The sequence below is a fragment of the Pseudomonas sp. CHM02 genome, assembly GCF_000612585.1.
Classification (GTDB): Bacteria; Pseudomonadota; Gammaproteobacteria; order Pseudomonadales; family Pseudomonadaceae; genus Aquipseudomonas.
Map to the genome: position 1 here is coordinate 93,917 of NZ_JFCA01000020.1, position 21,757 is coordinate 115,673.

The window sequence follows — 21,757 nt, forward strand, 5'->3', positions numbered from 1 at the left end:
TTCAAGTTCCCAATCCATTCGCGCGTTCATAACGAAGATAGCCATTGGAATCTGCCCCCACACTCACAAACCCTGCGCGCTCATACATCAGCCGGGCCGGGTTGTCGGGGCGCACGCTCAGGCCCAGGTGAGTGCAGCCACTGCCCTGCGCCGCTACCCCATACGCGTCCAGCAATACCCGACCTATCCCCCGGCGCCGGTACGCTTCGCTGACGCTAATCGTGTAAAGCTCGGCGAAACCTTCCTCGGGTTTCCATAACGAATAACCGACGAACTCACCGTCCAGCATCGCGACCGTCATTCGCTCGAAGTTGTCGACCCACAGAGCGAGGTTGGGCTCCAGATGCGAGCGCCACCCAGCCTCATGAGCGGGTTCCCATTGCTGGATGTAAGCCAGTTCCCCTCGGTAGATTAACGGAAGGTCGGTCACAATCGCCGGGCGTAACGTCAGTGCGTTCAGGGGCACGTTTTTTCCTTGGCTTTCGATTGAAAGGCGAGAGATTACTCGGACGCTGGAAGATTGAGTACTTCCCCGTTCACTCGCTGGCTTATCCACTCGCGGCTACAGGCAAGCACTTCCTTCCCCATCACCACCGGAAAATGAATAAACCCGTGCGCCGCCTCCGGCAACAGATACGCCTCAGCGCCGGGCCACCGCTCGGCAATCAACAGCGTGTCATCCTTCAACGGGTCCCGTTCACCCACAAACATCAACGCCGGCGGCAGGCCCTCGAAGTCGCCATACAACGGTGACAGCGCAGGCCGCCGGCGCTCATCATCGCTCAGCCCCGGCGTCAGCATGCGCAGCGCCTCGACCATGCCCGGCCCGTCCAGCAGCAACGTTTCCGCCCCCGCAGCGCGTACGCTCGGGGTACCGGTCAAGTCGTAGACGCCGTAATACAACACCGCCCCGCTCACGCGCTTGAGCAATTGCGGCCATTGCTTCAACGCCAGCAACATCGCTGCCGCCAGGTGCCCGCCGGCCGATTCGCCGACGACGAACACCGGCAGGCCGGCAAACTCATCGGCAGTGAGCAACCAACGCGCCGCCGCCAGGCAGTCGTCCATCAACCCTTCGACCGGCGTGTCGACCACCAGCCGATAATCCACCGACACCACCGCCACGTCGCAGGCGTTGACCATGCCCAGGTTGAGGTCGTCATCCATCTGCGCATTGCCGATCACCCAACCGCCGCCGTGGATATCCAGCACCACGCCCTTGGGCTTGCCGCTCGGCCGCAAGATGCGTACGGGGACTGAGTCGACTATTTTGCATTCCGCCAGTGGCGCTTTCTTGATCTTTTGACTGACCCGCAACAACGCCTGGATCAAACGCGGCGTAACGCGATTGCGGATTTTAAAGCGCGGCATCCAGGCGAGCTTTTGGTTGAAGCGACGCATCTCGGCCAGTTCTGGCTCACTGGCGGGCCAGGGTTTATGCGCCATTAACGGTTATTCCGCAGGATCGAGAAGTTCAGCGCCGCCGCCACGCACAGCCACGCCAAGTACGGGAACAGGATCAAACCGGTGATCAGGTCCAGGCGCACCGCCAGTATGACCATCGCCGCCACGGTCACCCACAGCGCCGCAATTATCACCATCCCGGCAAGGACGCGATGGGCGCCGAAAAACACCGGTGTCCACAGCGTGTTCAACGCAATCTGCGCCGCCCACAGCGCCAGCACCATTTGGCTGCCGGGGATAAGGCTGAGGCGATAACCGGCCCAGGCCAGCAACAGGTAGATGACGGTCCACGCCACCGGGAACAGCCAGTTGGGCGGGGTGAAGCTGGGCTTGACGAGGGATTCGTACCAGGCACCGGGCTTGAAGAGCATGCCGGTACTGGCGGCGGCGACGCAGGCGAGCAGGAAGATAAAGAAGGTCATGAGCGGTCCTTGGCTGTGCATTTCAAGCTTGGACGTGTTGTACGCGGGTAAAAGTTCACTGCCGATCTACCGGTGGGCACTGGCAGTGCGGGGCATCTTTATCGCCTGACCTAGCGCTTTCGCAGCCTCGCTAAAGCTCGACAGCTCCCACAGGGGGGCTGCTGGGCTGCTGCAATCCAGCGTGTCTAAACATGGGTTTCAGCCGTGACCACGATCAACTGTGGGAGCTGTCGAGCCCCAGCGAGGCTGCGAAGGGATCGCCACGCCCTACCGACCCACACCGTGCAGGCATCACCGCCACACTCACGCTAGTCAGGCGCCACAATCCTCAACCAGGGCCACCGCGCCTGATAACTGCTGGCCTTGCGCGCAAACAGCTCCCGCTCCGGATGCAGTGGGTTGATGCGCAACACCCCCTGCTCCACATCCTCCAGACCATAGGGCGCATACACCTCGCCCGTCGCGATCTCCAAACCAATGCACGTGCCCGCCACCAGGTAACGGTCAATTCCTTGCTTGGCCGTGTGCAACTGCGAATAAGGCCGCCCAAACCGCTGACCGTACCAAAGGTGAACCCGCGCCTGGTTCTTCACTTCAACGTTTACGCCCAGGTCCCGGAACAGCACCTCGGCGGAGCGAATCACCGCGTCCTCAGCCTCGTAGGACAGGTCTGTATCGAAGTAGAAAACGTCGTAGTCCTTTATGCCCTGTTCAGCAGGCAGGTTCGACTGATGATTCCACACCGCCTGGAACAGGCAGCCCGCCGTAAGGAAGCACTGCTCCACCCCGAGGTCAGGCAGACGCGCAGTGATCTCGGCGTTGATGGGGTTGGCCATGGCCAGGTCGAGCAGGGTTTCTGCAGTTAATGTCATGTGCACTCCTTTGCGACAAAACCAGGCGGCTGCCTTCAGTTGACCCCAGGATAGATAGCACCTATTGAACGGTGAAATCAGCCCTTCAACTCACCCGCACGATGAGTTGCCGCATCATCGTAAACCACATAGAGCGACTCGGCGATCTGGCTTTTGATCGCCTTGGTGGCCTCAAGGCCCAGCACAAAACCTTCGGCCTTGCCGCCGGCGCGATTGAGTTCTTCGTGAGTGGACGCGCCGGTGATGGCGTCGAGGAGTTTGGTGGCGTGAGGGCCTACGCCTTTAGGAAGGCTGATCTGGTCAATGGACATGGGCGATACCTTGCAAGAGAGAAATCGGTAGCGCGTGAAACCACTGCCGGGCAGGCATGGTAGACCGGTTTGCAAAGAAACGGGCTGGTTTTGGCGTTGGCACCGGCAGCGACGCCTGCAACGGGCGTACGCCCCATCATGAGAAGGGCTAACGTTTCAGTGAATTCAATTCAGTTCCGCTCATGTTAAAGCCCTGCCTAAAATGCACCCCACTTAAGACAGGTTATCGACCGCTGAACAAGCACCTGAATACTCAATACGTTCAGGCTCTATCGCGGCAATCAGGGTGTGGGATCACAATGAACAAAGAGTTTGCATTTACGGTCAAGAGCATTCGTTTCGACGAGCACTACCACCCCGCCGAAAATACGCGCATCACGACCAACTTTGCTAACTTGGCAAGGGGAGCGAGCCGTCAAGAAAACTTGCGCAACACATTAAGGATGATTGACAACCGCTTCAATGCCTTGGCCCATTGGGACAACCCCAAGGGTGATCGTTATACGGTCGAACTTGAAATCATTTCCGTCGAAATGGACATTTCTGCTCATCGCAGTGGCCACGCCATTCCTTTGATTGAAATATTGAAAACCAACATTGTCGATCGAAAAACCAATGAACGCGTGGAAGGCATTGTCGGCAATAACTTTTCCTCTTACGTACGCGACTACGACTTCAGCGTGCGCTTGCTGGAGCACAACAAGGACCAACCCCACTTCAGCACGCCCGCTGACTTTGGCGAGTTGCACGGTAAATTATTCAAGAGCTTCGTCAATTCGAGCACTTACAAAGAGCACTTCAATAAGCCGCCTGTCATCTGCCTGAGTGTGTCGAGTGCCAAGACCTACCATCGCACTGAAAAACTGCACCCTGTACTGGGCGTTGAATACCAGCAAGATGAATATTCCCTGACGGATGAATACTTCAACAAGATGGGGCTGAAGGTCCGCTATTTCATGCCTGCCAATAGCGTTGCGCCCCTGGCTTTTTATTTTTCCGGCGATTTGCTCAGCGACTACACCACGCTTGAGCTGATCAGCACCATCAGCACCATGGACACCTTCCAAAAGATTTACCGCCCGGAGATCTACAACGCGAATTCTGCAGCGGGAAAATCCTATCAACCCAGCCTGCAACACCAGGACTATTCACTGACGCGGATTGTTTATGACCGCGAAGAGCGCAGCCGACTGGCCATTGAACAGGGCAAGTTTGTTGAAGAAAACTTCATCAAACCCTACCAGTCGGTGCTGGAGCAATGGTCTGCCAACCACGCGCGTTGATTCATTTAAAAGACAAGGTCACCCTTAATGAAAAAGCTATTGCCTACTTCAACCGCCGGCAGCTTGCCTAAACCGTCCTGGCTGGCACAACCCGAGACACTCTGGTCACCTTGGAAACTGCAAGAAAACGAGTTGATTGAGGGCAAACAGGATGCCCTGCGTTTGTCACTGCAAGAACAACAACACGCTGGCATCGATATCGTCAGTGATGGTGAACAAACGCGCCAACACTTCGTCACCACCTTTATCGAGCACCTCAGCGGCGTTGATTTCGAGAAGCGCGAAACCGTCAGGATCCGTGATCGCTATGATGCGAGCGTGCCGACGGTGGTGGGTGCAGTCGCTCGCCAAAAGCCGGTATTTGTCGAAGATGCCAAGTTCCTGCGTCAGCAAACCACGCACCCCATAAAGTGGGCGCTGCCAGGTCCGATGACCATGATCGATACGCTGTATGACAACCACTACAAAAGTCGCGAAAAACTGGCCTGGGAATTCGCCAAGATCCTCAATGAAGAAGCCAGGGAGCTGGAAGCGGCGGGCGTCGATATTATCCAATTCGACGAGCCGGCCTTTAACGTGTTCTTTGATGAGGTGAATGACTGGGGCGTTGCCACCCTGGAACGGGCAATCGAAGGCCTCAAGTGTGAAACGGCCGTGCACATCTGCTACGGCTACGGCATCAAGGCCAATACCGATTGGAAAAAGACGCTGGGATCAGAGTGGCGCCAATACGAAGAGGCGTTCCCCAAGCTGCAAAAATCCAGCATCGACATCGTCTCGCTGGAATGCCACAACTCCCATGTGCCCATGGAGCTCATCGAACTCATTCGCGGTAAAAAAGTGATGGTGGGTGCCATCGACGTGGCCAACCATGCTATCGAGACCCCCGAGGAAGTCGCCAATACCCTGCGTAAAGCCCTGCGGTTCGTGGATGCCGACAAGCTCTATCCCTGCACGAACTGTGGCATGGCTCCCCTGCCCCGCCATGTTGCGAGAGGCAAGCTGAACGCGTTGAGTGCAGGCGCTGAAATCATCCGCCGAGAACTGTCGAACTGATGCCCACCCCGTCACGTCCTGGTACGGCCATCGAGCCCTTGAGCTTTCGCGAAGCGCTCGGGCACTACGCCTCTGGCATCACGGTAATTACATCGCACATTGATGGCGAGCCGATTGGCTTCACCTGCCAGTCGTTCTACAGCGTGTCGATGAGCCCACCGTTGGTGTCGTTCAGCGTCATGGCCGATTCCGCCAGCTACCCCAAGATCCGCCAGGCCGGTCGATTCGCCGTCAACATCCTCTCGGGCGAGCAGGTCAAGATCTCCAACCAGTTCGCGCGGCGTGGCACCGACAAGTGGCACGACGTCGACTGGCAGGCATCGCCGCTGGGCAACCCGATCATCGCCGGCAGCCTGCATTGGCTGGATTGCGAGATTCACGCGGAACACGCTGCGGGGGATCACCTGATCGTGATTGGGGAAGTGAAAGCGCTGAACCTGCAAGAAGCGACGGCGACCCAACCCTTGCTGTATTTCAAAGGGCAGTATTGCAACCTCGCCGCGCCTGACGCGGTATGAGCCTGTACCCGCGCCGCCCTCGCCAGGGGCGGCCGCCCGTAAAGGGGACAGGCCTATTTACCCCTGGAACAGGCCACACGCCCCATCGATCAATGCCTACAACATTGCCCTAAAAGTACTGCATAGCGCTTAGTATGGAACGCCTCTGCGATCAACCCGAGGTCATCCGCCATGCCACGCATTGTCCGAATCCACGCCTACGGCGACGCCAGCGTCTTGAAACTCGAAGACATCGACGTACCCGCCCCCGCCGCCGATGAAGTGCAAATAGACGTCAAAGCCTTCGGCCTCAACCGCGCCGAAGTGATGTTCCGCAACCATGCCTACCTGCAAGAAGCCGAGTTCCCCAGCCGCCTGGGCTACGAAGCCGCCGGCGTAGTGGTGGCTGTCGGCACAGACGTCAGCGACCTTCAGGTGGGCGATGCCGTCAGTGTGATCCCGCCGCTCGACATCGCCCGATGGGGCACCTACGGCGAAGTCGCCAACGTGCCCGCCTACCTCACCGTCAAGCACCCGCAGAACCTCAGCTTCGTCCAAGCCGCCGCGTCCTGGATGCAATACGTCACCGCCTGGGGCGCGCTGGTGGACCAGGCCAAACTGACTCAGGGCGACGTGGTACTGGTCACCGCCGCCTCCAGCAGCGTCGGCCTCGCCGCCTTCCAGATCGCCCGCAGCGTCGGCGCCATCGCCATTGCAGTCACCCGCACCCACGCGAAAAAACAGGCCCTGCTCGACGCCGGCGCCGCCCATGTCATCGTCAGCGATGAAGAAGACCTGGTCGAACGCGTGATGCAGTTAACTGAAGGCAACGGCGCCCGCGTGGTCTTCGACCCGATTGGCGGGCCAGGCTTTGAAACCCTCACCCAGAGCATGGCCAAGGGCGGGATTCTGCTCGAGTACGGTGCATTGAGCCCGGCGCCAACGCCGTTTCCGTTGTTCACCGTGCTGGGCAAATGCCTGACGCTCAAGGGCTACCTCTACGCCGAAATCGTTGCCGACCCGGCGGCGTTGGCGCGGGCCAAGTCGTTCATTCTGGAGGGGCTGGCTTCGGGTGCGTTGTCGCCGGTTATTGCCAAGACGTTTACGTTGGAGCAGGTGCAGGAAGCGCATCGTTTTCTAGAGGCTAACCAGCAGGTGGGGAAGATTGTGGTGACAGTGTGACGGTATTCAGAATCCGCCGGCTCGTGCGCTGGGGTGGCCGAACCCGGGGTTGCCCGGTCGCTGAATTTCTCGGTGATCGGGTTTAGTAGCCCGGGGCGGTTATCTAAATGTGCATGAGCGTCATCAGTGAGACATCGCGTCCATGCTTGATGGCCGCTGCCCTGCACGACGCTGACGTCCCCGCCGTGCAGGTGGACCGCTGCGTGCGCTTCGACTCGGAAGAGGCGTGCTACTCGCAGCACGGCGGCGATTGGCGTGTGCGCCTGGCTCGTCAGCCCTGAACAACCCGCTCCGCCAGGGCCAGGCAACTGGTCAGCCCCGGTGATTCGATACCGAACAGGTTCACCAGCCCCGGTACACCGTGCTCGGCGGGTGTACTGATGACAAAGTCCGCCGCCGGGTCCTGTGGGCCGCTGATTTTCGGACGGATGCCGCTGTAGGCCGGTTGCAGGCTGGCGTCGGGCAGGTCGGGCCAGTAGCGCCGCACGGCGGCGTAGAAACTGTCGCCGCGCCGCGGGTCGACTGGGTAGTCGATGCGGTCTACCCATTCCACGTCCGGGCCGAAGCGCGCCTGGCCGCCGAGGTCGAGGGTCATGTGCACGCCCAGGCCGGCGCGCTCTGGCGCGGGGTACACCAGGTGCCGAAAGGGTGCGCGGGCGCTCAGGCTGAAATAGCTGCCTTTGCATAGATAGGCGTTGGGCACATGGGCTGGGTCGAGGCCGACGATGCGCTGGGCAACGTCGACCGCCGACAACCCGGCGCAGTTGATCAGGCGCCGGCAGGTCAGGCTCATCGGCTCGGCGCCGCCCATGTCCAGACTGAAGCCGGCCTCGATCACCCGCGCCGCGAGCAGCGGCGTGCGCAGTACCAGCGTCGCCCCCGCTGCCTCGGCGTCACCCAGCAGGGCCAGCATCAAGCCGTGGGAGTCAATGATGCCGGTGGACGGCGACCACAGCGCGGCGACGCACGACAACGCCGGCTCCAGCGCTCGCGCCTGGGCGGCATCGAGCCATTGCAGGTCATCCACGCCGTTGCGCCGGCCCTGCTCCAGCAAACGCTGCAAGCCTTCGACCTGGGTCGCATCGGTGGCGACGATCAGTTTGCCGAGGCGCTGGTATTCCACGCCGTGACTGTCGCAATAGGCATACAGCCGTTGCTTGCCCTCGACGCACAGCTGCGCCTTGAGGCTCCCATCCGGGTAGTAGAGGCCGGCGTGAATCACCTCGGAGTTGCGCGAGCTGACCCCGACGCCAATCCCCGCGCCCGCCTCCACCACCAGCACCTCATGACCGGCCTGGGCCAGGGCACGCGCCACTGCCAGGCCGACCACGCCGGCCCCGACCACCACACACTCGATATCGACGCTCACCCGCACCTCGCTTGTCGAAAGGGTTGACCGGCCCGGATCACGCCAGGCCCCGCTCGCGATAATCGATGAGGCTGGAGAACAGCGCCAGCAACACCGCCATGACCACGAAGAAGATCAGCACCAGGAAGTACGAACCGGTGAACTGCACGATCAAGCCGATCAGGATCGGTACGATGACGCCGGCCATATTCCCGCAGAAATTCATGGTACCGGCCAGTACGCCGGTTTTCGAGGTGCCGCCGAGAATCGACGGAATGCACCAGTACATGCCGCACCAGCGAATGAAGAACATCGCCACGCAGAGCAAGCCGATCGCCATGTTGGCCTGCGCCGCATACGCCGTGGCGAGCATGCACAACGCCGCCACCAGCGCCGAACCGCAGAACATGCTGCGCATCACCAGGTTCGGCGAAGCACCGCTGGATTTCCATTTGTCGCCGATGTAGCCGCCGATCAGTTCACCGACAAAACCACACATGAAAATCAGGAAGGTCGCGCCGCCCATGCTGGCGATGTTCAGGCCATGAGTCTGGTGCAGGTAGCTGGGCATCCAGGTCAGCAGGCCGTAGAACACGCTGAGGATGCAGCAATAGCCGGCGAACATGGCCAGTACCGAGCGATCCTTGAGCAGTTCGCGCAGCTTGACGCTGGTGACCGCGCCCGGTTGCACGGCGGCAGCGTTGGCTTCGGTGATGTGCGCCAGTTCGGCGGCGTTGACCCCTGGGTGTTCGCTGGGGTGGTTGCGGATGTATTTCCACGCCAGCACGCCGGCGAGCATGGTGCCGACGCCAGCGATCACAAAGGCGATGCGCCAGGAGTCGAACCAGCCGATCAGCCCGGCGATGATGATCGCGCCAAATGCGCTGCCCAACGGCGCGCCACCATCCACCAGCACTGCGCCGCGCCCGCGCTCGTTCGGCGTCAGCCAGGCGCCGTTGAGCTTGGCCCCGGCGGGCATGATCGGCGACTCGGCGACGCCCAGGCCCATGCGGGTGATCAACAGGGTGATCCAGTTATGCGCACCGGCAGCCAGGGCTTGGAATGCGCCCCAGGCGACGGTGGCGATCACGATCACGCGGCGGGTCTGGAAGCGATCCAGCAGCATGCCGCCGGGAATCTGCATCAACGCGTAGGACCAGAAAAACGCACTGAGCATCAGGCCTTCAAGGGCCGGCGGGATCTGGAACTCGCTGGAAATCAGCGGCAATGCCACCGACAACGACGCACGGTCGATGTAGTTGATCGCGGTGAGTAACAGCATGATCAGGAAGATCCGCCAGCGCACGGTAGTCGGGCGTTGGCTCAGGGAGGTGGCGCGGTTGGGCGCTGCCAGGGGCAGTTGTTCTGCACTCGGGTTATTCATGGGGGCCGCTCTTATTGTTGTGGGGTCACGCGGCCTCACTCTAATCAAGCGCCTGGGCAGTGAATAATGAAGGGATCTGATAGGGGGATCACCGCACGTCATCCCCCGCGTCGATCAGAACGTGCCGGGGTAGCTGCCGCCGTCCAGCAGCAGGTTTTGCCCGGTGACAAACCCGGCGTGGATGCTGCACAGGAACGCGCAGTAGGCCCCGAATTCGTCCGCCTGGCCGAAGCGCTGGGCCGGTACGTTTTTGCGGCGTTGCGCCGCGAGGGTGTCCACCGGGGTGCCGCTGGCGTCGGCGGCCGCGCTCAAGGTTTTGTGCAGGCGTTCGGTCTCGAATGGCCCTGGCAACAGGTTGTTGATGGTCACGTTATTGCCGGCCAGCCGAGGCTGCCGCGCCAGCCCGGCGATGAAGCCGGTGAGACCGCTGCGCGCACCGTTGGACAGGCCGAGGGTATCGATCGGCGCCTTGACCGCGCCGGAGGTGATGTTCACCACGCGTCCAAAACCGCGTTCGGCCATGCCATCCACGCACGCCTTGATCAGTTCGATGGGCGTGAGCATGTTGGCGTCCAGGGCACGGATCCAGTCGTCACGCTGCCAATCGCGGAAATCCCCCGGTGGCGGGCCGCCCGCGTTGTTCACCAGGATGTCCACCTGCGGGCAGGCGGCGAGTACCTGTCGGCGCACGGCCGGGTCGCTGATATCGCCGGCCACGGTACGCACGTCTATGCCGGGCGCCAACTCGCGCAATTGCCCGGCGGCGGCCTGCAAGGCCTCGTCGCCACGAGCGTTGATCACCAGGTTCACCCCTTCCTGCGCCAGTGCCCGCGCACAGCCCAGGCCCAAGCCCTTGCTGGCGGCACAGACGATGGCCCAGCGTCCCGAAATACCCAGATCCATGACGTTGCTCCTGCTCAATGCGTGGCAGAGAAACCGCTACGTTACCACCGCACGCGCCCCACCCGGGGGATGACAATGGCTCATCGGTGGATCAGCTCTTTTCATTATCGACACCCCGCGCCGCTTATTACTGTGACTCCACCTCCCTGCCGCTCTGCCCCACCCAGCGCAGGTCGAGTCCAGACAAATAAGAATCGGAGTTGCCCATGCACGCGTTCCAGTTTTACTTCCCCACCACCCTCAAGAGCGGCAACGGCCTGGTGCGCCAGTCCGGCACGCTGCTCAAGCCCCATGTGCGCAACAAGCTGCTGGTGGTCACCGACCAGGGCCTGATCGATTCCGGCGTGCTGGAGAGCTTTTTTGCATCCTTGGCCGACAGCGCCATCGGCTACGAAGTGTTCGCCGGCGTTGAGCCCAACCCCACCACCCTGGTGCTCGACCGTGCGGTGGCGTTTCTCAAGGAACATGAGTGTGACGCGGTGATCGGCGTCGGCGGCGGCAGCAGCATCGACACCGCCAAGGGCGTGGCGGCGATGGCGACCAACCCGGGCAATATTCTCGACTACGAAGGCTACGACAAACTGCTGCACCCGCCGCTGCCGATCTTCGCGATCCCCACCACCTCGGGCACCGGCAGCGAATGCACGGCGTCGACTGTGTTCACCAACACCGAAACCCTGTTCAAGACGGTGATCATCAGCCCGGCGCTGTTCCCCAAGCTGGCGATCCTCGACGCGGAACTGACCCTCAAGCTGCCGGCGTCGATCACCGCCGCCACCGGCATGGACGCCCTGACCCACGCCATCGAATCCTACGTGTCCAAGCAAGCCAACCCGATCAGCCAGGCCCTGGCGCTGCAAGCGATCAAGATGATCTGCACGCACTTGCCCAAGGCGTTCTTCACCGGCTCCGACCTGCATGCGCGGGAACAGATGCTGCTGGCCTCGTTCCTCGCCGGGGTGGCGTTCGCGCAATCGAAACTGGGCAACGTCCACGCCATCTCGCACACCTTCGGCGGCGTGTTCAACATCCCCCACGGCATCGCCAACGCAACCCTGCTGCCCTATGTCATCGACTTCAACCTGGCCGCCTGCCCCGAGCTGTTTCGCGATATCGCCCTGGCCATGGGTGAGAACGTCGACGGCCTGAACCTGCACCAGGCCGGGCACAAAGTCGCCGAGCACGTGATGGCACTGAACAAGGCCATCGGCATCCCCGCGACCATCAAGGAACTGGGCGTGGACCTCGACTACATGCCGCAGATGGTCCGCGACTCGATGCGCAGCGGCAACGTGCTGGTCAACCCACGCCTGACCACCGCCGCCGACATCGAGCGAATCATCAGCAACGCCTGGCACGGCGTGCACTGACCTCCCCTTTCCCTGCAAGAGAGACTGCCCATGTTTTATGAAATGCGTACCTACACCGTCCAGATCGGCAAGATGCAAACCTACCTCAAGCACTTCGAGGAAAACGGCCTGCCGGTGATCTCGCGCTACGCCACGCTGGTGGGCTGGTGGTACACCGAAATCGGCGAGCTGAACCAGGTGATCCACATCTGGGCCTACCCAAGCCTGGATGAGCGCATCGAGAAACGCGCTGCGCTTTACCAGGACCCCGACTGGCTGAACGGCTTCGTGCCCGTCGCCTTCCCGATGCTGGAGAAAATGGAATCGAAACTGCTGATTCCGGCGAATTTTTCACCGATCAAATAAAGGACATTTCCATGTGCGATCACAATTCCAACAACAATCACGCACCCGACGTCAAAGCCCTGCTCGAAGGCCTCCCCAGCAACTGGGGCAAGTGGGGGCCCGACGATGAAGTCGGCGCCCTCAACTACCTGCAAAGCGCGCAGATATTGCGCGGCATCGCCAGCGTGCGCCAAGGCAAGACCTTCACCCTGCAGGTGCAGATCGGCCATCCCAAGGGTGAACCCCTGTGGCCCGGACGGCGCCCGTCGATGCGCGTCAACGTGCTGGACAAAGGCCACTTCCTGGCCGGCAAGGCCCACTTCGACGGGCATGTGGAATACGCCGACGATGTGATCTTCATGCACTTGCAGGGCTCGACCCAATACGACGCCCTCGGCCACGTTTGGCACGACAACAAGCTGTGGAACGGCTATGACGCCATGAGCACCATCGGTGGCATGGACAAGGCCAGCATCCTGCCGATCGCCGAACGTGGCGTAGTCGGGCGTGCAGTGCTGATCGACATGGCCCGCCACCGTGGCAAAAGCGTGCTGGACAAGGGCGAGACCTTCAACCATCTGGACCTGATGGCCGCCGCCAAGGCACAGGGCGTGGAGATTGAAAAACGCGACATCCTGATCATCCGCACCGGCTGGATCGGCTCGTTCTACGAGCGCGAGCCGGAGGAGTTCTACCAGGACTTCGCCGAGCCGGGCCTGACCTTCAGCCGCGAGCTGGTGGAATGGTTCCACCAGATGGAAATCCCCAACCTGGTCACCGACACCATGGCCAACGAGGTCGCGGTGGACCCGCAGTCCGGGGTGTTGATCCCACTGCACAACGCGCTGATGCGCAACCTCGGCGTGGCCTTCACCGAGGTGGTGATCCTCGATGAACTGGCCAGGGACTGCGCGGAAGACGGGCAGTGGCAATTCCTCTACACCGCGGCGCCGTTGAAGATTGTCGGTGGCAGTGGTGCGCCGGTGAATCCTATCGTGATCAAGTAACCGACTCATCTCCTGTGGGAGCAGGCTTGCCCGCCCCACAGGGATAACGAGTTGGGCTAGACCACCAGGTGCCCGTTCAACGCTTCGATCAACATACTCGCCGCCGGCGACAAGTCGGCGCCCACACGGCTGATCACACCATACGGCTCGATCAGTGCCCGCAACGACACCGGCAGTTTCACCAGCAGTTCGAACTGCTCGCAGAAATTCGCCACTTCCGCCGGGATCACCGCCAGCAGCGACGGGTCTTGTTGCACCAGCAGGATGGTCGCGAACGTCGACGAGGTTTCCAGCGGGTAGCGCGGCACTTCCATCCCCGCCTCGTGCAACTCGCGCTCCAGCGCCTGGCGCATGGGCATGTCCTTGGGGTAGACCACCCAGCGGTAATCACTGAGCTGGGTCAGCGCCACCGACTCGGCGCGGGCCAGCGGATGCTCCTGGCTGGCAACCACCGCCAGCGGTTCCTCGCTCAATTCGATGCAGTCATACGCCGACGAGCGCTGGGCCACGCTGGTGCGACAGATCGCCAGGTCGAGCCGGCCCTGATCGAGCAGGCTCAACAGGGTGGCGCTGGTGTTCTCGACGATTTCCACCGACAGCTGCGGCTGCTTGAGGCGCAGCTCGGTCAGCGCACGGGTCAGCAGCGGCACCGCGCCCATGATCACCCCCACCGACAAGCGTCCGCCCTGGCCCTGCATGATGCTCAGCATCTCCTCGCGCAAGTGCTCCACGTCGCTGTAGATCAACCGCGCGTAACGGATCATGCAACGCCCCATCTCATTGGCCACCAACCCCTTCGGCTGGCGCTCGAACAGCGGCATGCCGAGCAGCGACTCGACTTCATGCAGGGCCTTGGTGGCACCGGACTGGGAAATCGCAATTTGCTCGGCGGCCTTGTGCAGGGAGCCTCGATCATCGAGGGCGATCAACAAGCGCAGTTGCTTGAGACGCAAGCGGGCAGCAATGCTGCCCAGGGAGGGGATCAGCTCATTCATGGTCACTCTCGGTGTACTGACGATAGAGCCCACGCCGCCCTGGGGCCGCGTGGGCGGGACCTCAGCCCAGGGGCAAGCGGCTCCACTGGCCATCGACCAGGCGCTGGATACCCAGGGGGTTACGGTTTTGCAGCGCTTCGGGCAGGCATGCGTCCGGGTAGTTCTGGTAGCAGACCGGCCGCAGGAAACGATCGATGGCCAGGGTGCCCACGGAGGTGCCACGGGCATCGGAAGTGGCCGGGTACGGGCCGCCATGGACCATGGCGTCGCTGACTTCGACACCGGTGGGGTAACCGTTGAGCAGCAGCCGACCGACCTTGTCTTCCAGCACCGGCAATACCGGGGCGAAGCGCTGCAGGTCAGTCGGCTCGGCGATCAGGGTCGCGGTGAGTTGCCCGTGCAGGCTGTGCAGCACCGCCAGCAGTTGCGCCGCGTCCGCGACTTCCACCACCACCGTGGCCGGACCGAAGATCTCTTCCTGCAGCAACGGGTCGCCGTCCAGCAACAGGTTCACATCGGCCTGGAACAGTTGCGGTCGGGCCTGGTTGCCTTCCTGCGCCTGGCCGGCCAGATGGCGGATGCCTGAATGGCCGGCAATATGTGCCAGGCCACGGCTGTAGCTGCGCAAGGTGCCAGCGTTTAGCATGGTCTGCGGCGTTGCCTGGCCCATGGTCGCGGCGAATTCGGCGATGAAGGCGCTGAACTCGGGCGAGCGCAAACCGATCACCAGGCCGGGGCTGGTGCAGAACTGGCCCACGCCCTGATTGACCGAGGCGCTCAGCTCGGCAGCGAGGGTGGTGCCGCGCTGCTGCAAGGCTTCGGGCAGCAGGATCACCGGGTTGATGCTCGACATCTCGGCGAACACCGGAATCGGCTGCGCACGTGCCGCCGCCAGATCGAACAACGCCCGGCCGCCCTTGAGCGAACCGGTGAACCCCACAGCCTTGATACCCTCGGCCTTGACCAGCGCCTGGCCAACACCGGCGCCGAAAATCATGTTGAACACCCCGGATGGCATCCCCGTGCGCTGAGCCGCCCGCAGAATGGCGCTGGCCACACGATCGGCGGTGGCCATGTGACCGCTGTGGGCCTTGAACACCACAGGGCAACCGGCGGCCAGCGCCGAGGCGGTGTCGCCGCCGGCGGTGGAAAACGCCAAGGGGAAATTGCTCGCGCCAAACACCGCCACCGGGCCAACGCCGATACGGTACTGACGCAGATCGACGCGGGGCAGCGGCTGGCGCTGCGGCAAGGCCTGGTCGATGCGCGCACCGAGAAAGTCGCCGCGACGCAGCACGTGGGCGAACAGGCGCAATTGCCCGGTGGTGCGGCTGCGCTCGCCACGAATCCGCGCCTCCGGCAACGCGGTTTCCTGGCCGATCAAGGCAATGAAGTCATCGCCCAGGTCATCGATCTCCTCGGCAATCGCGTCGAGGAACTCACTGCGACGCAGCGGCGACAGCTGGCGAAACGGCGCAAACGCGCGGGTCGCTGCCTCCACGGCGAGCTGCACTTCACGCTCATCGGCTTGAAGGAACACGTAAGGCAGCGGCTGGCCGCTGCGGGCATCGATACTCTGAAGGGGCTGCTGGCCAAGGGCGCTGCGCTGGCCGTCGATGAATTGCTGGCCCAGGATGTCGGACATCAATAACTCCCTCGCCTGCGGCTCGCAGGCGATTACCAAGAAAAAGGGATACGCGCGAAGCGCACGGGCCACTCTAGACGGCCAGGTCTTGGGCAAACAAATGACAGCAATGGGCCAGGGGATGAGCGTTTGTCATCCCCGTGCAAGGTAGTCAGTGCGTGGGGCAAGAAACAGGCGGTTGCGGGCAAATCACTCGTTCTGAAAAATCATCAATGACGCGCCGCTAGAGGCCGTCGCTCAATTCCGTGATAATGCCCACCCTCCCGCCTCGATACGGAAATCCCGCTCAATGAAGTTGCCCGCGTCCGCCGTCGTCCTCGCCTCAGCCTTACTGCTGCCTTCCCTCGTCCACGCCGACGACGCCGCACTGGTCGACACGCTCAAGGCCTTCACTCGCTGTGACGCCAGCTTCTTCAGCAGCCTGAACACCCACCGTGACGCCTGGCAGGCCTATGCGCCGCTCAAGCAGGAAAAGGACTTCTCCTGGATCGCGGTGCGGGAACGCACCGACCGCAAGGCCAACGCAGTGCCCGTGAGCGCGCCGGCCATCGCCGGGTTGAAGCTGCTGTCTTACAACGATGAAGTCGCCGACCTCGGCCCGCTGGGCCTTTACTATTACTGGGGCTTTATTGTCGATGGCGGTGTCGATGAGGTGGCCAAGCGCTTCGCGGCACTGCTCGACCAGCCTGGGGCGCTGCAAAAAGGCGACGGCGAATACACGCGCAGCGAGCTGAAGGTCGGCAACGCTTGGCAGGGGATCAAGCCCATGCCGGGCAAGGCGCCTGGCCTGCGCAACGTGGAGCGGGTGCTGATCGTGGAGCCGGAAGGCAAGCTCGGCACGCAATCGCGCGTGAGTTGCTCGGTGCAGGGTGGCGTCAACGCCGGGCTGCTGGCGCTGTTGCGGCCTGACATTGCGCCGGTTGACTACCCGCGCACGGTGGTCGAAACCAGTCTCGGCGACGTCGCCGTACCGCCCAACGTGCTCCAGCGCCTCGACGCGCCGCTGTTGCGGCCCCGGTTCAAGACGTTGAGCTACTCGTACCTGTCCAAGAATGGCGATGGCAAGGACGCGCCGATAACGGTCACGTTCAAGACCGAGGGCGGTTTGCTGGTGAAGAACGAAGCCTACGGCCGCGCCTTCAATGTGGATCGCCTGATGTTGGCGGACCTGATCCAGCTGAAGTCGAAAATGAACGGCGTGGGCGAAGGCCAGGTCCTGCAAACCCGCGACGCCGAACTGAAGATCCCCACCCACTGGACCCCAGGCCAGACCCTGAGTGCCCACCTGAAAATGGCCTATGTGCCCTTCAAGCCCACCGACAAACCCACCGAAACGACGCTGACCTGCACGGTGGGCGAGCGCTTCCCGGCCAGCCAGGTGTTTGCTTCGTTGACGGGGGATGCTATTCGGCTGGCCTGCGAGCAGGACGACTATACGTCCAGTCGCGCCTTTATCGAGGACCTGGGCGTCGCGTTGACGTTGGAGTCGACGTCGAGCCAGACGCACTATGTGAATGAATTCACGGCAGTCGACGTGGTGCGCTAACGTGTCGCTTCCCAACTAAGCCTCTCACGCGAGTATCAACCTTGGAACGATATGAATCGCTGGTCATCGGCCTGGGTGCCATGGGCGCCGCCACCGTGTACCAACTGGCGAAAGCCGGTGTAAAGGTCGCCGGCATCGACCGTCATCACCCGCCCCACACGTTTGGCTCCAGCCATGGCGACACACGGATCACGCGGCTGTCGGTGGGTGAAGGCGCGCAGTACGTGCCCATCGTGCGCAATTCGCACCGGATCTGGCGAGAGCTGGAGGCACTGTCGGGGGAGGCGTTGTTCGAGCAGTCGGGGTTGCTGGTGCTGACCTCCCGCGAGGACTTCGACCCCAGCGATGCAACCGACTTCACCTTGCGCACCATTGGCCTGGCGCAAACCCACGGCATCGAACACGAAGTGTTGGACGCCACGCAGATTCGCCAGCGTTTTCCCCAATTTGCCCAGGTGGCTGACAGCGCCATCGGTTACTACGAGCCCGGCGGCGGTTTCGTGCGGCCCGAGCGTTGCATCGAGGTGCAACTGCGCCTGGCCGAACAACAAGGCGCGACGCTGTACAAGGGTGAGACCGTAACCCACATCAGCTCGGATGAGCACGGTGTGACGGTGACCACCGACCAGCGCACCTTGCAGGCGGACAAGCTGGTGGTGAGTGCCGGCAATTGGGCGGGCGGGCTGCTGGGGGCGCCGTTTGATCAACTGCTCAAGGTGTATCGCCAACAGCTGTTCTGGTTCGAACTGGAACCGGGGGCAGAGCTGGAAGGCGTATCGCCCACGTTCATCTTCACCCATGGCCCGGGCGAAGGTCATACCCATTACGGTTTCCCCGCGCTGCCCGGCGAGGGCTGCCTGAAGGTGGCCACGGCGCAGTACCACACCGCCTCCACGCCGGAGACACTGGACCGCACGGTCTCGCCGGCACAGGAGCGAGAAATGTACGCGCAACAGGTGCAGGGGCGTATCGCCGGGCTGACGGCCAAGGTGGTCAAGTCGGCGGTGTGCGCCTACACCGTGACGCCAGACCACCATTTCATTATCGACACGCACCCTACGTTGCAGCACACCCTGGTGGTGTCGCCGTGTTCGGGGCATGGCTTCAAGCATTCGGCGGCACTGGGTGAGGCGTTTGCGCAGTGGTGCATACGGGGCACGAGCGAGCTGGACCTGTCGTCGTTTTCGTTGCAGCGTTTCGACGGGGTTAGCGGTTGAAAGCGCATTTTTTGTGGTGAGCGGGCTTGCCCCGGTTCAACCCGAAAACCGCGATTTTCTTCCTGGCCTTCCTGCCGCAATTCGTGCACCCGGAATCCGGATCATCGCTGGTGCAATTCGCGGTGCTGGGCCTGATCTTTTCCGGGCTCAGTGCGGTGTACACCAGCGTGCTGGCGCTCGCTATCCGCCCCTTGAGTCGTGGGATCAAAGGGTTTTCCAGGCTGCGCCGCTGGGAAGGCAAAATCATTGGCACGCTGTTTATGGGCCTGGGCCTGAAAGTCGCCCTGCAACAACGCTAAAGCATGACGTTGCCAAGCCTTTCACTTGGCAAACGCATACTCCCCACCCTGCTCCACCGCCTTGCGATACGCAGGCCGCGCCTGGAATTTTGCCACCCAGGCTGCCAGGTTCGGGTAGGCCTGCAGCTTACCCTGGGCCTTGGCGATTTCGCCGATGAAACTCATCTGGATATCCGCACCGCTCAGTTCATCGCCCACCAGGTACGGCGTCTGCCCCAGCACGTCGTTGAGGTAACCCAGGTAGTTGGCGACTTCCGATTCGATGCGCGGGTGCAACGGCGCACCGGCATCACCGAGGCGACCGACGTAGAGGTTGAGCATCAACGGCAACATGGCCGAGCCTTCGGCGAAGTGCAGCCATTGCACGTACTTGTCGTAGGTGGCGCTGGCAGGGTCCGGTTGCAGGCGGCCCTGGCCGTGGCGGCGGATCAGGTAATCGATGATGGCGGCGGACTCGATCAGGACCAGGCCGCCGTCTTCGATCACCGGGGATTTGCCCAGCGGGTTGATCGCCTTGAGTTCCGGCGGTGCGAGGTTGGTCTTCGGGTCGCGCTGGTAGCGCTTGATCTCGTAGGGCAGGCCGAGTTCTTCAAGCAACCACAGGATGCGTTGCGAGCGTGAGTTGTTGAGGTGGTGAACGATGATCATGGTGTGCTCCGCCAGGTAAACGTGGGATGTATGAAAGAGACTACGCCGTCGCGATGGAGTGCCGTGTGTTAATTCACAACCATCGCCCACAACGATGCCCCCACGCCCGTGATGCTCTCCCCCGCGATCAACCCCGCGGCTGCGGTAATCGCAAAGCGTTCGGTGAGGCGCGGCCAGCGGCAGCTCACCAGCCAAGTGAGGATCGCGCCCAGGGCCATCATCAGCGAGACCGAGGCCGGCAGTACAAAGGCCAGGCCCAAGGCGGCGGCACTTGGCAGGTACCGCGCACGATGGGCAGGCAAGGTACTGTCGAGAATGCCCAGCAGCACGCCGACCAGGCCGCCGATGGCAATTGCCCAGCGGATGCTGGTCGACAATGAATCCAGCCCATGGGTCAGGGTTTGCGCCACGGCTTTCCAGGTGGCGACTGCCGGCGCCGGCCACTCTTCGGTGAGCAGCATGGATTGCGGGTCGGGGATCAGTGCCAGGTAGGCGAACACACCGACGATGCTGCCGATGAAGATCCCCAGGATCTGCGCGATCACTTGCTTGTGCGGCGTGGCGCCAATGGCCTTGCCCACTTTGAAGTCATTCATCAGGTCCGTGCACTGCCCGGCCGAGCCGCCGGCGGTATTGGCGCTCATCAGGTTGATCGGCACTTGCCCCGGCGCAACAATGCCGAAGCTCAGTTGGGACAGTTGCCCGATGGCGCCGATGGGCGGAATGCCGGTGGCGCCCACCACGCGCGCGGCGACGGCGGCCAGGCAGATCGCCAATGGGATGGTCAGCAACGCCATCCACAGGTTGATGCCGAACAGCAGCGCCTGCAGGCTCACCACCAGCACGATCGACAGCGCGAAACCGGCGACCGGCCCGGGCTTGGGCACCGTCCAGGTCGAGCCACCACTGGATTGGGTTGACCGGTACAGCGCCCACAAACGAATCGCCAGCGACGCCAGGGTGGAGCACACCATCAGGCTCACGCCCGGCCACAGCAACCACTCCACCAGCGCCGCGAACTGCGGGCCGCTGCTGTCCGCGGGCAAGCTCACCAGATGTTGTGCCAACAACCAGGGGCCCAGGCCACCCCACGCGAGCAAGGCGCCGAGCAGCAGGGTCAGGCCCACGCGAATGCCGATGATACCGCCGAAGCCCACCAGCAACAGCGAAGGGTCGGCGGTGAAGGTCAGGCGCTCCAACTGAGCGCTGGGCGACCAGCGCGGGAAGGCCCACATAAAAGTATCGACCCACTTGACCAGCCCGGAGAGCAACGCGGCGCTGAGCAGCACCTTCAAGCGCGTCGCGGCTTCGCGCCCATGGTTGTAGATGTGCAGCAAGGTTTCCAGGGTGGCCATACCCTCGGGGAATTTCAGCGCCTTGTCATTCAGCAACGAGGGCCGTAGATACCAGGCGATCCAGATGCCCAGGAAACTCACCGAGAACACCCAGGCAATCATGGGGACAGCGTCCAACTGGTTGCCCGTCAGCAAGGTATAGGCCGGGATCGGCGCTACCAGTCCGCCGGAAATGATTGAAGCGGCGGCCGAGGCGACGGTCTGGTTGATGTTGCTTTCATGCAAGGTCCACGGCAGGTGGTCGGTGGAACGCTTGGCCACTCCTTGAAAGATGGCATAGCCGATCAACAGCGCGATGATCGACATGTTGAACGACCAACCGATTTTCAACCCGGCGTAGACATTGGACGGTGTGAGCAGGATGCCGAGGACACTGCCGGTGATGACGGCGCGCAGACTGAGTTCGCGGGTGACGGGGCCGTGCGGGAGGGTCGTTGGCGGGGCTGAAGTCATGCGGAGTCCTTTCGGCGACGAAACAGGGCGACCTAGTAAGTGAGCCCTGTAGAAGCCGAAGGTTCCTGTGGTGAGCGGGCTTGCCCCGGTACAAACCGGGGACATCGTTTACATATCTAACCGGGGACATGGTTTACAGGTTAATACGCATGATCAGGAGGTAACTGATCATGCAC

23 protein-coding genes are annotated in these 21,757 nt (G+C 62.2%); 11 read left to right on the forward strand and 12 right to left on the reverse strand.

What is annotated here, in order from left to right; translation table 11 throughout:
• Position 1 precedes the first annotated feature (1 nt).
• The 5 genes from BM70_RS0113440 to BM70_RS0113460 all read right to left on the reverse strand — a co-directional run bounded on the left by BM70_RS0113440 (position 2) and on the right by BM70_RS0113460 (position 3,069).
• On the reverse strand, positions 2-466 hold the full coding sequence (locus BM70_RS0113440; protein WP_025856476.1) for a GNAT family N-acetyltransferase: 465 nt from the start codon (positions 464-466) through the stop codon (positions 2-4).
• 35 nt (positions 467-501) lie between these two features.
• A complete protein-coding gene (locus BM70_RS0113445) occupies positions 502-1,446 on the reverse strand; it encodes an alpha/beta hydrolase fold domain-containing protein (RefSeq protein WP_025856477.1) in 945 nt (314 codons plus the stop codon).
• Positions 1,446-1,886, reverse strand: a complete 441-nt coding sequence (locus BM70_RS0113450; protein ID WP_025856478.1) for a TspO/MBR family protein — start codon at positions 1,884-1,886, stop codon at positions 1,446-1,448. Before BM70_RS0113450 ends, BM70_RS0113445 begins: the two co-directional genes overlap by 1 nt.
• A gap of 308 nt (positions 1,887-2,194) precedes the next feature.
• Positions 2,195-2,758 (reverse strand): nucleotidyltransferase family protein, encoded by a 564-nt coding sequence (locus BM70_RS0113455; RefSeq protein ID WP_025856479.1) that lies wholly within the window; start codon positions 2,756-2,758, stop codon positions 2,195-2,197.
• Between the two features lie 77 nt (positions 2,759-2,835).
• Positions 2,836-3,069, reverse strand: a complete 234-nt coding sequence (locus BM70_RS0113460) for a hypothetical protein (RefSeq protein WP_025856480.1) — start codon at positions 3,067-3,069, stop codon at positions 2,836-2,838.
• 299 nt (positions 3,070-3,368) lie between these two features.
• Here BM70_RS0113460 and BM70_RS0113465 point away from each other — a divergent pair, with 299 nt between their 5' ends.
• The 5 genes from BM70_RS0113465 to BM70_RS33075 all read left to right on the forward strand — a co-directional run bounded on the left by BM70_RS0113465 (position 3,369) and on the right by BM70_RS33075 (position 7,368).
• On the forward strand, positions 3,369-4,352 hold the full coding sequence (locus tag BM70_RS0113465) for a DUF1852 domain-containing protein (protein ID WP_025856481.1): 984 nt from the start codon (positions 3,369-3,371) through the stop codon (positions 4,350-4,352).
• Between the two features lie 27 nt (positions 4,353-4,379).
• On the forward strand, positions 4,380-5,408 hold the full coding sequence (locus BM70_RS0113470; RefSeq protein ID WP_025856482.1) for a methionine synthase: 1,029 nt from the start codon (positions 4,380-4,382) through the stop codon (positions 5,406-5,408).
• Complete coding sequence (locus BM70_RS0113475) at positions 5,408-5,926, forward strand: flavin reductase family protein (RefSeq protein ID WP_025856483.1); 519 nt, start codon at positions 5,408-5,410, stop codon at positions 5,924-5,926. The genes BM70_RS0113470 and BM70_RS0113475 overlap by 1 nt, the downstream gene beginning before the upstream one ends.
• A 171-nt stretch (positions 5,927-6,097) precedes the next feature.
• A complete protein-coding gene (locus BM70_RS0113480) occupies positions 6,098-7,087 on the forward strand; it encodes a zinc-dependent alcohol dehydrogenase family protein (protein WP_025856484.1) in 990 nt (329 codons plus the stop codon).
• 113 nt (positions 7,088-7,200) lie between these two features.
• Positions 7,201-7,368 carry a hypothetical protein gene (locus BM70_RS33075; RefSeq protein ID WP_155952156.1) on the forward strand — a complete coding sequence of 56 codons (168 nt, stop codon included), beginning with the start codon at positions 7,201-7,203 and terminating at the stop codon, positions 7,366-7,368.
• On the opposite strand, the gene BM70_RS0113490 is transcribed toward BM70_RS33075, so the two are convergent.
• The 3 genes from BM70_RS0113490 to BM70_RS0113500 all read right to left on the reverse strand — a co-directional run bounded on the left by BM70_RS0113490 (position 7,359) and on the right by BM70_RS0113500 (position 10,722).
• On the reverse strand, positions 7,359-8,456 hold the full coding sequence (locus tag BM70_RS0113490) for an NAD(P)/FAD-dependent oxidoreductase (RefSeq protein WP_025856485.1): 1,098 nt from the start codon (positions 8,454-8,456) through the stop codon (positions 7,359-7,361). The genes BM70_RS33075 and BM70_RS0113490 overlap by 10 nt on opposite strands.
• Positions 8,457-8,493: 37 nt before the next feature.
• Positions 8,494-9,819, reverse strand: coding sequence for an MFS transporter (locus tag BM70_RS0113495; RefSeq protein WP_025856486.1), 1,326 nt, complete (start codon positions 9,817-9,819; stop codon positions 8,494-8,496).
• A 114-nt stretch (positions 9,820-9,933) separates the two neighbouring features.
• Positions 9,934-10,722, reverse strand: coding sequence for an SDR family oxidoreductase (locus tag BM70_RS0113500; protein WP_025856487.1), 789 nt, complete (start codon positions 10,720-10,722; stop codon positions 9,934-9,936).
• A gap of 206 nt (positions 10,723-10,928) precedes the next feature.
• Between BM70_RS0113500 and BM70_RS0113505 the strand changes: the two genes are divergently transcribed.
• The 3 genes from BM70_RS0113505 to BM70_RS0113515 are packed head-to-tail and all read left to right on the forward strand — an operon-like array spanning position 10,929 to position 13,423.
• Entirely contained in the window at positions 10,929-12,092 is a 1,164-nt protein-coding gene (locus BM70_RS0113505; RefSeq protein WP_025856488.1) for an iron-containing alcohol dehydrogenase, read from the forward strand.
• A 30-nt stretch (positions 12,093-12,122) separates the two neighbouring features.
• Positions 12,123-12,437: an NIPSNAP family protein gene (locus BM70_RS0113510; RefSeq protein ID WP_025856489.1), complete on the forward strand. Its 315-nt coding sequence runs from the start codon at positions 12,123-12,125 to the stop codon at positions 12,435-12,437.
• 11 nt (positions 12,438-12,448) lie between these two features.
• Complete coding sequence (locus BM70_RS0113515; RefSeq protein ID WP_025856490.1) at positions 12,449-13,423, forward strand: cyclase family protein; 975 nt, start codon at positions 12,449-12,451, stop codon at positions 13,421-13,423.
• 56 nt (positions 13,424-13,479) lie between these two features.
• On the opposite strand, the gene BM70_RS0113520 is transcribed toward BM70_RS0113515, so the two are convergent.
• Together BM70_RS0113520 and BM70_RS0113525 are read right to left on the reverse strand one after the other, a co-directional pair.
• Positions 13,480-14,409 carry a LysR family transcriptional regulator gene (locus BM70_RS0113520; protein WP_025856491.1) on the reverse strand — a complete coding sequence of 310 codons (930 nt, stop codon included), beginning with the start codon at positions 14,407-14,409 and terminating at the stop codon, positions 13,480-13,482.
• Between the two features lie 70 nt (positions 14,410-14,479).
• Positions 14,480-16,063 carry an aldehyde dehydrogenase (NADP(+)) gene (locus BM70_RS0113525; RefSeq protein WP_025856492.1) on the reverse strand — a complete coding sequence of 528 codons (1,584 nt, stop codon included), beginning with the start codon at positions 16,061-16,063 and terminating at the stop codon, positions 14,480-14,482.
• Positions 16,064-16,352: 289 nt separating this feature from the next.
• Here BM70_RS0113525 and BM70_RS0113530 point away from each other — a divergent pair, with 289 nt between their 5' ends.
• From BM70_RS0113530 to BM70_RS0113540, 3 genes are read left to right on the forward strand one after another with little or no spacing between them, the layout of a single operon-like run.
• Complete coding sequence (locus BM70_RS0113530; RefSeq protein ID WP_025856493.1) at positions 16,353-17,609, forward strand: hypothetical protein; 1,257 nt, start codon at positions 16,353-16,355, stop codon at positions 17,607-17,609.
• A gap of 41 nt (positions 17,610-17,650) precedes the next feature.
• Positions 17,651-18,826, forward strand: coding sequence for an N-methyl-L-tryptophan oxidase (solA, locus tag BM70_RS0113535; protein ID WP_025856494.1), 1,176 nt, complete (start codon positions 17,651-17,653; stop codon positions 18,824-18,826).
• Positions 18,827-18,852: 26 nt separating this feature from the next.
• On the forward strand, positions 18,853-19,125 hold the full coding sequence (locus BM70_RS0113540; RefSeq protein ID WP_025856495.1) for a LysE family translocator: 273 nt from the start codon (positions 18,853-18,855) through the stop codon (positions 19,123-19,125).
• Positions 19,126-19,146: 21 nt separating this feature from the next.
• Here BM70_RS0113540 and BM70_RS0113545 read toward each other — a convergent pair whose 3' ends face one another.
• Both BM70_RS0113545 and BM70_RS0113550 read right to left on the reverse strand, forming a co-directional pair.
• Positions 19,147-19,773 carry a glutathione S-transferase family protein gene (locus BM70_RS0113545; protein WP_025856496.1) on the reverse strand — a complete coding sequence of 209 codons (627 nt, stop codon included), beginning with the start codon at positions 19,771-19,773 and terminating at the stop codon, positions 19,147-19,149.
• 68 nt (positions 19,774-19,841) lie between these two features.
• Positions 19,842-21,581, reverse strand: a complete 1,740-nt coding sequence (locus BM70_RS0113550) for an OPT family oligopeptide transporter (RefSeq protein WP_025856497.1) — start codon at positions 21,579-21,581, stop codon at positions 19,842-19,844.
• Between the last annotated feature and the right edge of the window lie 176 nt (positions 21,582-21,757).